15 protein-coding genes and 2 tRNA genes are annotated in these 11867 nt (G+C 69.1%); 8 read left to right on the top strand and 9 right to left on the bottom strand.

Annotation, left to right across the window (positions count from 1 at the left end; translation table 11 throughout):
- A partial coding sequence (locus tag ABGB14_RS22910; protein WP_347645856.1) for a hypothetical protein occupies positions 1-433 on the top strand: 433 nt, incomplete at its 5' end.
- A gap of 247 nt (positions 434-680) precedes the next feature.
- Here ABGB14_RS22910 and ABGB14_RS22905 read toward each other — a convergent pair.
- From ABGB14_RS22905 to galU, 7 genes are all read right to left on the bottom strand, one after another.
- Positions 681-754, bottom strand: a tRNA-Ala gene (locus tag ABGB14_RS22905).
- Positions 755-803: 49 nt separating this feature from the next.
- Positions 804-1385 carry a hypothetical protein gene (locus ABGB14_RS22900; RefSeq protein ID WP_347645855.1) on the bottom strand — a complete coding sequence of 194 codons (582 nt, stop codon included), beginning with the start codon at positions 1383-1385 and terminating at the stop codon, positions 804-806.
- A gap of 124 nt (positions 1386-1509) precedes the next feature.
- Entirely contained in the window at positions 1510-2154 is a 645-nt protein-coding gene (locus tag ABGB14_RS22895) for a GNAT family protein (RefSeq protein WP_347645854.1), read from the bottom strand.
- Positions 2155-2221: 67 nt separating this feature from the next.
- Positions 2222-2704: a MogA/MoaB family molybdenum cofactor biosynthesis protein gene (locus ABGB14_RS22890; RefSeq protein ID WP_347645853.1), complete on the bottom strand. Its 483-nt coding sequence runs from the start codon at positions 2702-2704 to the stop codon at positions 2222-2224.
- Positions 2701-3177 carry a cyclic pyranopterin monophosphate synthase MoaC gene (gene moaC / locus ABGB14_RS22885; RefSeq protein WP_347645852.1) on the bottom strand — a complete coding sequence of 159 codons (477 nt, stop codon included), beginning with the start codon at positions 3175-3177 and terminating at the stop codon, positions 2701-2703. Before moaC ends, ABGB14_RS22890 begins: the two co-directional genes overlap by 4 nt.
- Positions 3174-4361 (bottom strand): gephyrin-like molybdotransferase Glp, encoded by a 1188-nt coding sequence (glp, locus tag ABGB14_RS22880; RefSeq protein WP_347645851.1) that lies wholly within the window; start codon positions 4359-4361, stop codon positions 3174-3176. The genes moaC and glp overlap by 4 nt, the downstream gene beginning before the upstream one ends.
- Positions 4348-5250, bottom strand: a complete 903-nt coding sequence (galU, locus tag ABGB14_RS22875) for a UTP--glucose-1-phosphate uridylyltransferase GalU (RefSeq protein ID WP_347645850.1) — start codon at positions 5248-5250, stop codon at positions 4348-4350. The genes glp and galU overlap by 14 nt, the downstream gene beginning before the upstream one ends.
- Positions 5251-5274: 24 nt before the next feature.
- Here galU and ABGB14_RS22870 point away from each other — a divergent pair, with 24 nt between their 5' ends.
- The 6 genes from ABGB14_RS22870 (at position 5275) to mscL (ending at position 9847) form a co-directional block, all read left to right on the top strand.
- Positions 5275-5844 (top strand): 5-formyltetrahydrofolate cyclo-ligase, encoded by a 570-nt coding sequence (locus ABGB14_RS22870; RefSeq protein WP_347645849.1) that lies wholly within the window; start codon positions 5275-5277, stop codon positions 5842-5844.
- Between the two features lie 23 nt (positions 5845-5867).
- The gene (locus ABGB14_RS22865; protein ID WP_347645848.1) at positions 5868-7373 is read left to right on the top strand and encodes a potassium/proton antiporter; all 1506 of its coding nucleotides are present in this window, start codon (positions 5868-5870) and stop codon (positions 7371-7373) included.
- Between the two features lie 67 nt (positions 7374-7440).
- The gene (locus ABGB14_RS22860) at positions 7441-7764 is read left to right on the top strand and encodes an FmdB family zinc ribbon protein (protein WP_347645847.1); all 324 of its coding nucleotides are present in this window, start codon (positions 7441-7443) and stop codon (positions 7762-7764) included.
- 267 nt (positions 7765-8031) lie between these two features.
- A complete protein-coding gene (locus ABGB14_RS22855; protein WP_347645846.1) occupies positions 8032-8838 on the top strand; it encodes an S-methyl-5'-thioadenosine phosphorylase in 807 nt (268 codons plus the stop codon).
- The gene (locus tag ABGB14_RS22850) at positions 8835-9425 is read left to right on the top strand and encodes an RcpC/CpaB family pilus assembly protein (protein ID WP_347645845.1); all 591 of its coding nucleotides are present in this window, start codon (positions 8835-8837) and stop codon (positions 9423-9425) included. The genes ABGB14_RS22855 and ABGB14_RS22850 overlap by 4 nt, the downstream gene beginning before the upstream one ends.
- A 23-nt stretch (positions 9426-9448) precedes the next feature.
- Positions 9449-9847, top strand: a complete 399-nt coding sequence (gene mscL / locus ABGB14_RS22845) for a large conductance mechanosensitive channel protein MscL (protein WP_347645844.1) — start codon at positions 9449-9451, stop codon at positions 9845-9847.
- On the opposite strand, the gene ABGB14_RS22840 is transcribed toward mscL, so the two are convergent.
- Complete coding sequence (locus ABGB14_RS22840) at positions 9844-10911, bottom strand: D-alanyl-D-alanine carboxypeptidase family protein (RefSeq protein ID WP_347645843.1); 1068 nt, start codon at positions 10909-10911, stop codon at positions 9844-9846. The genes mscL and ABGB14_RS22840 overlap by 4 nt on opposite strands.
- 216 nt (positions 10912-11127) lie before the next feature.
- Complete coding sequence (locus tag ABGB14_RS22835) at positions 11128-11268, bottom strand: hypothetical protein (RefSeq protein ID WP_347645842.1); 141 nt, start codon at positions 11266-11268, stop codon at positions 11128-11130.
- Between the two features lie 489 nt (positions 11269-11757).
- Between ABGB14_RS22835 and ABGB14_RS22830 the strand changes: the two genes are divergently transcribed.
- Positions 11758-11830 (top strand) — tRNA-Arg (locus ABGB14_RS22830).
- The last annotated feature ends 37 nt before the right edge of the window (positions 11831-11867 follow it).

Raw genomic sequence — 11867 nt, 5'->3', positions numbered from 1 at the left:
CCCCCGACCCCCGACCCCCGACCACAAGACCGGCGAACTGCCGAAGATCTGCCACCAGCACACCATCACCCTGAACAAGGACGACCTCGGCCACCTCGACAAACTCCGCCAGGACCTGACCTACCTCAGTCCCGCCTGGATCGGGACCTACAAGTCTGTCCGCGCCAACACCGAAGGCATCAACGGCCGTCTCAAGGGACACGACCTCGACCTCGGCGACCCCAAGATCCGGCTCGCCCACGGCCGCGTCGCCCAGACCATCCTGGTCGCATTGCTCGTCACCGTCGCCAACGACCACTTCCTCGACCGGTGGCGCCACACCCACCAGCCCCAAAACGAGCCGATCACACCCGCCGACACCCCGCAGACTCCAGTCGAGCCCTTCGACGACACGCCACCCGCAGGCCAGAGCAGACCACCACCCGCCCCATAAGCCGCAAAACCCGCCACCCCACCGCAGCGCCCAGCCCACCGTCGGCTTCGCCATGCCCAACGGCCGGATCTCGGTCCTCCACCAGCGGCCTGACACCACCCGGGCCTCCCCAGGCACCTGCTCCGCGGCCCCCAAACCAGGACGAACCCGATTCGAAAACCCCTGAAACGACAAGATCCCGCCTGATCTCGATGATCAGACGGGATCCCGTCAACTTCAGTCCAGCCGTCTCATGAACGGCCCTGGGTGGAGATGAGGGGATTCGAACCCCTGACCCCTTCGATGCGAACGAAGTGCGCTACCGGACTGCGCTACATCCCCAAGGACTCGACCAGATTAGCAAACTCCGGAGGGTCCTCGCGCCACCGTTTCAGTCGCCCACCGCTCGCTTGGGCGGTTCGGCGTACTGATCGAACAGCACATCAGAGTGGTGCGAGGCGAGATCGATGATTTCGGCCTCCGCCTCCTCGACGACCCGCCGCTGCTCACGTGCCCGCCGCAGCCGCTCGGCGCGCGCCTGGCGGGCACGTTCGCGCCGTTCCCTGTCGACCTGTACGGCGATGCGGAGAAAGGCCATATACGCCAGCATGATGACGACGGAGGGGGCGACCCCCCACCATGGGATCATCTTGACCGCTGCCGTGACGACCGAGGCCAGCACCAGCAGGGCGGTGAAGAAGAGGAGGCGGCGCCGGCGGGCCACGATGATGGCGCGGCGGCGGAGCCGGAACTGGCGGACGTCGACCTTCTCGACCTCCATCGGCACCGCCCCGTCGTCCTCGTCGGCGTCGGAGGGGTCGAGGTTGTCGAGGTCGGGCAGCTGGTGCTCGCCGGTGTAGTGCTCTTCGAGTTCGGCGAGTTCGGCGAGGTTGGTCTTGTCCCTGCGCAGCCACATCGGGATCAGGACGCAGAGCCACATCACGACGATGGCGAAGTAGAGGAGGATGCTCATGGGCACCTCCGGGCAGCACGAAGACGCGAGTGTGCTGGTTGCGTCTTCAATGTGCTCACGTCACGCACCGTAAGACCGCGTGTCACTAATTGACGAGCATTCGGTGCGGTGTGTCGCGAGATCGTCAAACCTCTTCGACGGGAGAACCGCCGTGAGTTGCCGACTCACGTGCACGACGCCACTGCACGAGAAGGCCGCCAGGAACGTCCTCGACGGTCAACGCGTAACAGATGTGGTCGCGCCAGGCTCCATCGATGTGGAGTTGGCGCCGCCGAATGCCTTCTTCCCGGAATCCGAGCTTCTCAACCACCCTGCGGCTGGCTTGGTTCTCGGGACGGATGTTCGCCTCCAGCCGGTGCAGGCCGGTGGTGAAGAAGCAGTGGTCGACGGCCATGGCGAGCGCGGTGGGGGTGATGCCCTTGCCGGCCAGCGCGCCGTCGATCCAGTAGCCGACCTGGGCGGAGCGGGCGGATCCCCATACGATCGCGCCGACGGTGAGCTGCCCCGCGAAGCGCCCGTCGTACGTGACCACCCAGGGCAGCGCGAGCCCCTGCCTGGCCTCGCGGCGCAACGTGCCGACCATGGAGATGTAGGGGCCGAGACCGGTCCTGAACAGCGGCGTCTCCGGGTTGCTCGGCTCCCATGGACGCAGCCAGTCGGCATTGCGCAGCCGGGTCTCGCGCCACATGCGCACGTCGCTCAGCCGCAGCGGCCGCAGGCCGACCGGACCTTCCCTCAGAGTCGCCGGCCAGCCACGAAGTCGATCCACATTCTCATCATCCCCCTATCGGCCATGATGTCGCCACGGGGTCAGCGATCGAGGATGCGGATCGTGGTCAGCGCGGGTGATCGCCGCCCTGGATCTGGTCGACCGCGTGCCGCAGAATCGGCGCGAGTACGGCGATGCCGTCGCGTACGCCGCCGGAAGATCCTGGCAAATTTACGATCAAGGTTTTGCCCGCCTGTCCGGCCAATCCCCGGGATAGTACGGAAGTAGGCACTTTTTCGCGATTTGCCTGGCGAATAGCCTCGGCTATCCCCGGAACCTCCCGGCTGATCACTTTGGCCGTCATTTCGGGCGTCAGGTCGAGCGGCGTCAGACCGGTGCCGCCGGTCGTGACGATGACGTCGAAGCCTGCCGCCACGCCGTCGCGCAGCGCCCGCTCGACCGCCTCGCCGTCGGGCACCAGCACGGGGCCCTCGACGGTCTCGCAGCCGGCCTCGCCGCGCAGCAGGTCGACCAGGATGGGGCCGGATTTGTCGGCATAAACCCCGGACGACGCCCGGTTCGACACGGTGATCACGAGAGCCCGGATCACGCCGGATCCCGCGTCCAGCGGCCGGTCTTCCCGCCCAGCTTCTCCTCCACCCGCACGTCGGTGATCACCGCGCCCGGATCGACGGCCTTGACCATGTCGATCAGCGCCAGCGCGGCCACCGAGACCGCCGTCAGCGCCTCCATCTCCACGCCGGTGCGGTCGGCCGTCTTGACCCGGCACGTGATCGCCACGCCCCAGTCTTCGACCTCCAGCGTGACCTTCACGCCGTGCAGCGCGATCGGATGGCAGAGCGGGATCAGGTCGGGGGCGCGTTTCGCCCCCATGATGCCCGCGATCCTCGCCACGCCCAGCGCGTCGCCCTTGGGCACCTCACCCGACCGCAGCAGCGCCACCGTCTCGGCCGTCAGCAGCACCCGGCCGCTCGCCGTGGCGGTGCGGGCCGAGACGTCCTTGGCGGAGACGTCGACCATGCGGGCGGCGCCGGTCTCGTCGATGTGGGTCAGCTCGCTCACAGCTTGATCACCTCCACCGTGGCGCCCGCAGCCACCTCGGTGACCTCCTCGGGAACCACGATCAGCGCGTCAGCCACCGCCAGGGCGGCAAGTTGGTGGGAGCCCTGCCCGTGCACCGGCGTCACCGTGCCGTCGGGCGCGAGCGCCCCACGCAGGAACGACCTCCGCCCGGACGGCGAGCGCAACGGACCCGCGGCCCTGGCGGTCACGAGCTCCGGCATGCCGCTGGGCAGGCCGCGCATCTTGTCGAGCGCCGGGCGTACGAACAGCACGAATGACACGAAGGACGACACCGGATTGCCCGGCAGAGCGAAGATCGGCACCTGGTCGTCCCCCAGGACGCCGAACCCCTGCGGCATCCCCGGCTGCATGGCCACCTTCTCGAACCGGACCGTCCCCAGCGGCGACAGGGCCTCCTTGACCGGTTCGTACGCACCCATCGAGACCCCGCCGCTCGTGATGATCGCATCGGCGCGCACGAGGTGGGTGTCGAGCCGGTCGAGCAGCTCGGCCGGATCGTCGGCGACCGAGCCCGCGCGGTAGCCTTCGGCGCCCGCCTCCCGCACGGCCGCCGTCAGGGTGTAGCTGTTGGACTCCCAGATCTGCCCGGTGGCCAGCGGCGACCCCGGCTCGACCAGCTCGGCGCCCGTGGAGAGGACCACGACCCTGGGCCGCGGCCGCGCCAGGACCCGGCGCCGCCCCACCCCGGCGATGATGCCGAGCTGCGCGGGGCGGATCACGGTGCCCGCCCCGAGCACCACGTCGCCTGCCTGGACGTCCTCTCCCGCCCGCCGGATCGCGTTGCCGGCCTCGGCGCGGCGGTCGATGCGCACGGAGACGGTGCCGCCGTCCGTCCATTCCACCGGCACCACGGTGTCGGCCCCGGCGGGCAGCGGCGCCCCGGTCATGATGCGTACGGCATGGCCGGGCCCGACGGCCCGCAACTCGGTCGACCCGGCCGCCACGTCGTCGATCACCGGCAACGTAACCGGAATTTCCGACAGATCCTCAGCGCGTACGGCGTACCCGTCCATGGCCGAGTTGTCGAACGGCGGCAGCGGCACGGGCGACGACACGTCCTCGGCCAGCGTCGCCCCCAGCACCTGCTCCAGGTCGAGCTCCAGGGGCGCCAGCGGACGCACAGTGGCCAGGATCTCGGCCAGATGCGCGTCAACCGATTTCATCGAGGAACTCCCGCAGCCACGGCACGAAATCCGGCGCCAGATCCTCCCGGTCCGCCGCGAACTTCACCACCGTCCGCAAATAGTCGAGCTTGTCGCCCGTGTCATAGCGCCGCCCTCTGAACAGCACGCCGTGCACGGGCCCGCCCTCCGAGGAGCCGCGCGCGGCGAGCGTGCGCAGCGCGTCGGTGAGCTGGATCTCGCCTCCGCGCCCCGGCGGCGTGTCCTCCAGCACCGTGAACACCGCGGGATCGATCACGTAGCGGCCGATGATCGCCCAGTTGGACGGCGCCTCGTCGGCCGGCGGCTTCTCCACCAGGTCGGTGACCCGCACGACGTCGTCCTCGGCGGTCGCCTCGATGGTCGCCACGCCGTACTGCGAGACCTGCTCCTTGGGCACCTCCATCAGCGCGATCACGCTTCCGCCGAACGTGTCGCGCACCTGGATCATGCGCTTGAGCAGCTGGTCGCGGTGGTCGATCAGGTCGTCGCCGAGCAGGCAGGCGAACGGGTGATCGCCCACGTGCTGCTTGGCGCAGAGCACCGCGTGGCCGAGACCCTTCGGCTCGCCCTGGCGCACGTAGTGGAGCGTCGCGAGCGAGGCGGGCTCGCGAACCTGGGACAGCCGATGCTCGTCGCCCTTGGCCTCGAGGGCCCCCTCCAGCTCGAACGCCCGGTCAAAGTGGTCCTCGATTGACCGTTTATTCTTGCCGGTGACCATGAGCACGTCGAGGAGCCCCGCCGAGGCGGCCTCTTCAACGACATACTGGATCGCGGGCTTGTCGACGATGGGCAACATCTCTTTCGGTGTCGCCTTGGTCGCCGGGAGAAACCGGGTGCCCAGACCCGCGGCGGGCACGACGGCTTTCGTCACAGGGTCGAAGTCAGCCATGAGTAGACCCTAGTGGAGGCACCTGTGGACAAGTTCAACCTGCGCCGCGAGCTTAACGCGGCGCGTAGTGCACTCTCCCCAGAGCAACTACGGGCAAACGCCGTCAAGGTCCGTGAAACCCTGCTCGAACAACCGTGGGTCCAGATGGCCGGTCTGGTGGCCTGCTACTGGTCAACGGGGTCGGAGCCGGATACGCACGGGCTGGTGTTCGCCCTGTGGAAACACGGCGCCACCGTGATCCTCCCGGTGCTTCGTGAGGACGACGACCTCGATTGGGCGGTCTATGACGGGCCCGGCACGCTCGCCCCCGGCCGCTTCGGCATCATGGAGCCCGTCGACACCCGCCGCGGCGTCGACGCCGTCCGCACCGCCGCCCTCGTGATCGTGCCCGCCCTGGCGGTGGACAGGAAGACGGGCGTACGCCTCGGCCGCGGCGGCGGCTCGTACGATCGAGCCCTGGCCAGAGTCGGTCCCAATGTCCCCACGGTCGCTCTTCTCCACGACGGGGAGGTGATCGACGATGTCCCGTCCGAACCACACGACCGCTACGTCCGCTATGCCATGACACCGTCAGGCCTTACTAGGCTTATGTGACCACAGGGATGAGAGAGGGCTGAATGACGCTCAATGTCTGGCTCCTTCTCGGAGCCGCGATCGTCATCGCCGCCATCGCATCCGTACGCCTCGCCCATCGCACCGGCCTGCCCAGCCTGCTGGTGTTCCTAGGCTTCGGCATCCTCCTTGGCGACTCCGGATTCGGCATCCCTTTCGACAGCCCTCAGGCGGCCCAGCAGATCGGCCTGACCGCGCTGGCGGTGATCCTGGCCGAGGGCGGGCTCACCACCAACTGGTCCCATGTGCGGCGGTCCGTCCCCATAGCCGTGGTGCTGGCGACCGTGGGCGTGGCGGTCAGCATCGTGGTGCTCGCGCTGGTCGTCCAGGGCCTGCTCGGCATCGACCAGAACACCGCGCTGATCCTCGGCGCGGTGCTGGCCTCCACCGACGCGGCGGCCGTCTTCTCGGTGCTGCGCAGGCTGCCGCTGCCGCCCCGTCTGGCGGGCGTGCTGGAGGCGGAGTCCGGCTTCAACGACGCGCCCACCGTGATCGCCGTGGTGCTGCTCAGCGGGGCGGCGCACTCGTCTCCCAGCCTGGGAACGTTCCTGCTCGACACCACGATCGAGCTGCTCATCGGCGCGGCGGTCGGCCTCGCCGTCGGGCCCGCGGGCGCGTACGCGCTGCGCCGCGTCGCCCTGCCCGCCTCGGGCCTCTACCCGATCGCCGTGCTCGCGCTCACCTTCGTCTCGTACGGCGGCGCGGTGCTGCTGCACGGCTCGGGATTCCTGGCCGTCTACCTCACCGGGCTGATCCTGGGCAACTCGCGGCTGCCCCACAGGGCGGCGACCAGGGGGTTCGCCGAGGGGGCGGCGTGGCTGGCGCAGATCGGGTTGTTCGTGATGCTGGGGCTGCTGGCCAGCCCGAAGGAGATGCCGTCGGCGATCATCCCCGGCCTGATCACCGGCACCGTCATGGTGCTCCTGGTGCGTCCGCTGTGCGTCATGGCGAGCTCGGCGGTCGCATGGGTGCTGCGGATGGGCTGGGTGAGCTGGCGCGACCAGGCGTTCCTGTCGTGGGCGGGGCTGCGCGGCGCGATCCCGATCGTGCTCGCGACCATCCCCTGGGCCTCAGGTGTCGAGGGCTCCAAAGAGATCTTCAACCAGGTCTTCGTGATCGTCATCGTGTTCACCCTGCTCCAGGGGCCGACACTGCCGTTCGTCGCCCGGCGGCTCAAGGTGACCGCACCGGCCGAGGCGCACGACCTGTCGGTGGAGTCGGCGCCGCTGGAGGAGCTCCAGGCCGACCTGCTGCAGATCACCGTGCCACCGGGCTCGCGACTGCACGGTGTGGAGATCTTCGAGCTGCGCCTGCCCGCCGGAGCCGCCGTGACGCTGATCGTGCGTGACGGCAAGTCGTTCGTGCCCGCCACCACCACCAGGATCAGGGTGAACGACCAGCTCCTGGTCGTCGCCACCGCCTCCTGCCGCGACCAGGTCGAACGCCGCATCCGCGCCGTGAGCCGCAGCGGGAAGCTGGCGGGCTGGTACGGCGAGCGGGGGCTGGAATAGGTGATTGACGGCATCGGTTAGCATTAGCAGTCGCATCCCTCGAGTGCCAAACCTGAAGGAGAAGCGCGTGCCGACCTACCAGTACGCCTGCAACGACTGCGGTGAGCAGCTCGAGGTCGTCCAGAAGTTCACCGACGACGCCCTCACGGTCTGCCCGAGCTGCGAAGGAAACCTGCGCAAGGTCTTCTCCGCCGTCGGCATCGTGTTCAAGGGCTCGGGGTTCTACAAGACCGACAGCCGCTCGTCGACCTCTGGCGCCTCGACCTCCTCCGCAGCGTCCTCGTCGTCGTCCACGAAGCCGGCCGACTCCTCGTCGAAGTCCTCGGAGAGCAAGTCGGGCGACTCCGGCTCCTCAGCCCCGGCTCCCGCGCCGGCCGCCGCCTCCAACTGACCGCGCCGTTCTCCTGGGCGGGTCCGCCCGGGCCCTCGGCATGCTCCGGCCGCGCCCGCGGTTCCAACCCGTGCGGCGGCCGTACGAGTCGCGGGCCGGGCCCTCTGCCGGCGACCAGCCGACAGAGTCCGTCCCGCGCGCCGTTCCGGCCCGTGCGTTGCGCGCGCAGCGGCCCGTCCGCGTGCCTGTGCGGGGCGTCCCCCCGTTATCCACAGAACCGCATTCTGCTCCCCACCGCCCTTCCCCGCTCCGGATACTCTCTGCGCCATGGTCACTCGCGCAGACATCGGCGTCATCGGCGGTTCGGGCTTCTACTCCCTCCTCGACGACGCGGAGGAGATCGAGCTCTCCACCCCCTACGGATCGCCCAGCGATGTCGTCACGGTCGGGCGCATCGGCGCGCGTTCCGTGGCGTTCATCCCCCGGCACGGCCGCAACCACCGTTTCCCGCCACACCGCATCCCCTACCGCGCCAACCTCTGGGCGCTGCGTTCGCTCGGCGTCCGGCAGGTGCTCGCGCCCAGCGCCGTGGGCTCGCTGAAAGCCGAATACGGCCCTGGCACCCTGGTCGTCCCCGACCAGCTCGTCGACCGCACCTCAGGCCGCGTCCAGACCTATTACGACACCGACGGCGCCGTCCACGTCTCCTTCGCCGACCCCTACTGCCCGTCCGGCCGGGCCGTGGCCGTGCGGTCCGCCAGAGCCGGCGCCTGGGAGACCGTCGACGGCGGCACGCTGGTGGTGATCGAGGGCCCGCGGTTCTCCACGCGGGCCGAGTCGCGGTGGTTCGCGTCCAACGGCTGGTCGATCGTCGGCATGACCGGCCACCCCGAGGCGATCCTGGCCCGGGAGCTGGCCCTCTGCTACACCTCGCTGTCCCTGGTCACCGACCACGACGCCGGGGTGGAGACCGGCCAGGGCGTCACCCACGACGAGGTGCTCAAGTTCTTCGCCCAAAACGTCGCCCGCATGCGCACCCTCGTGACCGAGACCGTCCAGGCGCTTCCCGAAGAGCGCACCTGCCCGTGCCCCACCGCCCTCGACGGCATCGACCACCCCTTCGAGCTGCCGTGATCCGGGCCTGGCTGAGCCGCTACGGCCGTCGCCGCCGTCTCATCGCGGCGGCGCTGGCCGCCGTCGCGATCCTGTCCGCCTACCTCGCCACCCGCCCCGCCTCCGGCCCCGCGGTCCTGGTGGCGGCCCGCGACCTGTCCCCAGGCCCGCTCGACCCCGACGACTTCGACCCCGTCCCGCTCGCCCACCCTCCGTCAGGAGCGGTGCGCACCGCGCAGACGGGCCAGATCCTCGCGACCCCCATGCGCAAGGGCGAGCCGCTGACCGACGTCCGCCTCCTCCACTCGTTCCGCCTGCCGCCCGGCATGGTGGCCGCCCCCGTGCGCATAGCCGACGCCGCGGCGGTCGAGCTCATCTCCCCCGGCTCCACCATCGGCGTGCTGGCGTCCTGGCAGGAAGGCCGGCCGGCCAGCCAGATCGCGTCGGAGCTGACGGTCCTGACCATCCCGGCGGCCCCGAGAGACTCCGGCGACGACAACGGCGCCCTGATCGTGCTCGCGACCACCCCCACCCAGGCGGCAGAGCTGGCCGCCGCCCAGGCCGGCGGCCGTCTTTCGATCATCATCAATCCGGGCGGCGGCCCGTGAGCGTGCGGCTACCATCCCTCTGCATGAGTGGATTCAAGAAGTTCCTCATGCAGGGGAACGTCATCGACCTGGCCGTGGCCGTCGTCATCGGGGCGGCCTTCAACTCGATCGTGCAGTCGTTCGTGAAAGACCTGCTCACACCGCTGATCTCGGCGTTCGGCGGCCTGCCCGACTTCTCGTCGCTGAGGGTCACGGTCGGCCGGTCCGACTTCATGTACGGCAACTTCATCAACGCGGTGGTGTCGTTCCTGATCGTCGCCGGCGTGGTCTACTTCCTCGTCGTCAAGCCCTACGCCCACGTCAAGGACCGTCTGACCGCCAAGGTCGAGGCGACGACCCGCGACTGCCCTGAATGCCTGTCAGAGATCCCCAAGGCCGCGTCCCGCTGCGCCTTCTGCAGCGCGCAGGTGGTCACCGTCTAGAGTGCCGAGTCGATGTCGGGATCATATTCCCAGTGCCACGGCTCGAACGGATTGCTGTAGGCCCAGGATGGGTGGAACCACCCATACCTCTTGGAGTTCTTCTCCATCCAGACAAACTCCGCCGACCCCGACCGCTCCACCCCGCCACACAGGTCGACGGCCAGCCCGAGCCCGTGGTTGCTCCGCCCCGGCACGGCGGCGAACCCCGGCCGCCGGTAATAGACGGACTGCTGCTCGCCGAGGCTGCGATAGGCATCGGTCACGCACATCGACTTACCGAACTGCTTGCGATAGGCCTCGTTCAGGCTCACGAACGCGATGGTGGCGTCGGCCCTCAGACTGTGCCCCTTCTGCTGCAACGGGCACAACATGCCCTTGGGGATCAGCCCGTTGGGATAGTCATCGGCCGTCGCCGCCCGCAGCGGATTGCACCCCAGCGCGTCCCGTCCCACCTTGTCAACCTTGATACCCAGCTTGACCAGCGCCGCCGTCAGCGACTTCACGATCTTGTCCGACCGCTTCCGCAACGTGTCCACCTCGGCCGCTATCTGCGCCTCGGCCAGCAGGTTGCCGGCCCGCAGTTCCTGCGCCTCGGCGGCCAGCCGCTCGGCCTCCTTGTAGAGCACGCTGGTCTGCTCGACCGCCTGCTGCCGCATGCTCACCATGTGGGTCGCGTCCGTCAGTGCCCGCAGCTTCCGCTGGTCCGACCCTCCGGACAGGAACGGAAGCACCCCATCCGCCGCGACCGGCTGCTCGTACATCAACTCGACCATCTCGGCCACGGGCCTGCGCATCACCGCGAGCCGCCCTTCCATCTCCTGCAGGGCGGTGAGCTTGGTCTTCAGCTCCTTCTCGGAGGCGGCGATCTGCGACCGGCGTTCCTCGAGCGCCTTGGTGGCGTCCTCGAGTTCCTTGGCCGACTTCTCGGCCTCTTTGCGCAACGCGGTCAGGCCGGCGGGATCACGCGGCTCCCGTTCCAGAGCTTGAGCCTGCGCGGACGGCGTAACAAGAGAAGCCATGGCCATGACGACCGCGATCAGACCCGCTGACCGAGGGGCTGGCACGTTCGACTCCTCCGTTTGCAAACTCGTTACCGGGGTCAGGCACGCACGTTACTACAGCCCTCAGAGAGTCCGGAGCGAACTCCGAAGAGCTGTTATGAGACAAAAGACCCACTTTGTACGGTCAACCCCCACAACACGCCACACCACGAACGCCCCCAACACACAGGAGCCCTCAACACGCCCTACCAACGGGTACGCCGCCCACCGGGCCACGGTTCAGATCCCCGGCAGCAGATCCCCGCCGTCCGCGTCCGAATCCGCAGCCTGCTGCCGCGCCCGGCACAACTCCCACAACCAGGTGTCCGCCCACTCCCCCGGACACGACGACGTCTCCGTCCGCACCGGCGCAGGCGTCACCGGCTCCTCAACCACCACCCGCTCGGACCCGGGCTCCGGCCCACCCTCAGACCCAGACGTGGCGACAGCCGGAACCGGCCGAACCGGCTCAGGCGCCTCCCGAACCGGCGCCGGCACCACGCCCTCGTACACACGATCCGGATGCGCCGGAGCAGGCAAGCGCACCGGCGCCAACACCACCATCCCGCCCCCGCGCTCGACCCCGGCCGCCCGTACGTCCCGCTCGAGGCCCTTCATCTCCCCCGCCAGCAACCCACCGGCAAGGATCCCCGGCGCCAGCAACGCCCCGAACAACACAACGGGCCGCCGGCGGGCCCGCGCGCATCTCCTCCTGGTCACAGGCAGACGCTATCCACGCTTGCCGAGGCACAATCCGATCACTTGCCATGCCTTTACCGCAGCTCAGGACGCCCATAACCAACCCGACCAAACTCACCCCGGCTCCATGTCACACGCAGCGCCAGACTTTCGCTAGGCTTACCAGGGTCCGCCTCCGTAGCTCAGGGGATAGAGCACCGCTCTCCTAAAGCGGGTGCCGCAGGTTCGAATCCTGCCGGGGGCACTCATCTGACCAGGCGTTTTGGCCCCTGACCTGCGGT

Origin of the sequence: Nonomuraea sp. B10E15 (genome assembly GCF_039871615.1) — a bacterium.
GTDB lineage: Bacteria > Actinomycetota > Actinomycetes > Streptosporangiales > Streptosporangiaceae > Nonomuraea.
The sequence above is the reverse complement of the archived record's forward strand: the minus strand, read 5'-3'. Positions and strand labels throughout refer to the sequence as shown.

Bases quoted from the DNA above. Each gene is read 5' to 3' on its own strand.
- ABGB14_RS22900 (WP_347645855.1), bottom strand. From the start codon at position 1,385: ATGAGCATCCTCCTCTACTTCGCCATCGTCGTGATGTGGCTCTGCGTC.
- glp (WP_347645851.1), bottom strand. From the start codon at position 4,361: ATGAAATCGGTTGACGCGCATCTGGCCGAGATCCTGGCCACTGTGCGT.
- galU (WP_347645850.1), bottom strand. From the start codon at position 5,250: ATGGCTGACTTCGACCCTGTGACGAAAGCCGTCGTGCCCGCCGCGGGT.
- ABGB14_RS22865 (WP_347645848.1), top strand. From the start codon at position 5,868: ATGACGCTCAATGTCTGGCTCCTTCTCGGAGCCGCGATCGTCATCGCC.
- ABGB14_RS22855 (WP_347645846.1), top strand. From the start codon at position 8,032: ATGGTCACTCGCGCAGACATCGGCGTCATCGGCGGTTCGGGCTTCTAC.
- mscL (WP_347645844.1), top strand. From the start codon at position 9,449: ATGAGTGGATTCAAGAAGTTCCTCATGCAGGGGAACGTCATCGACCTG.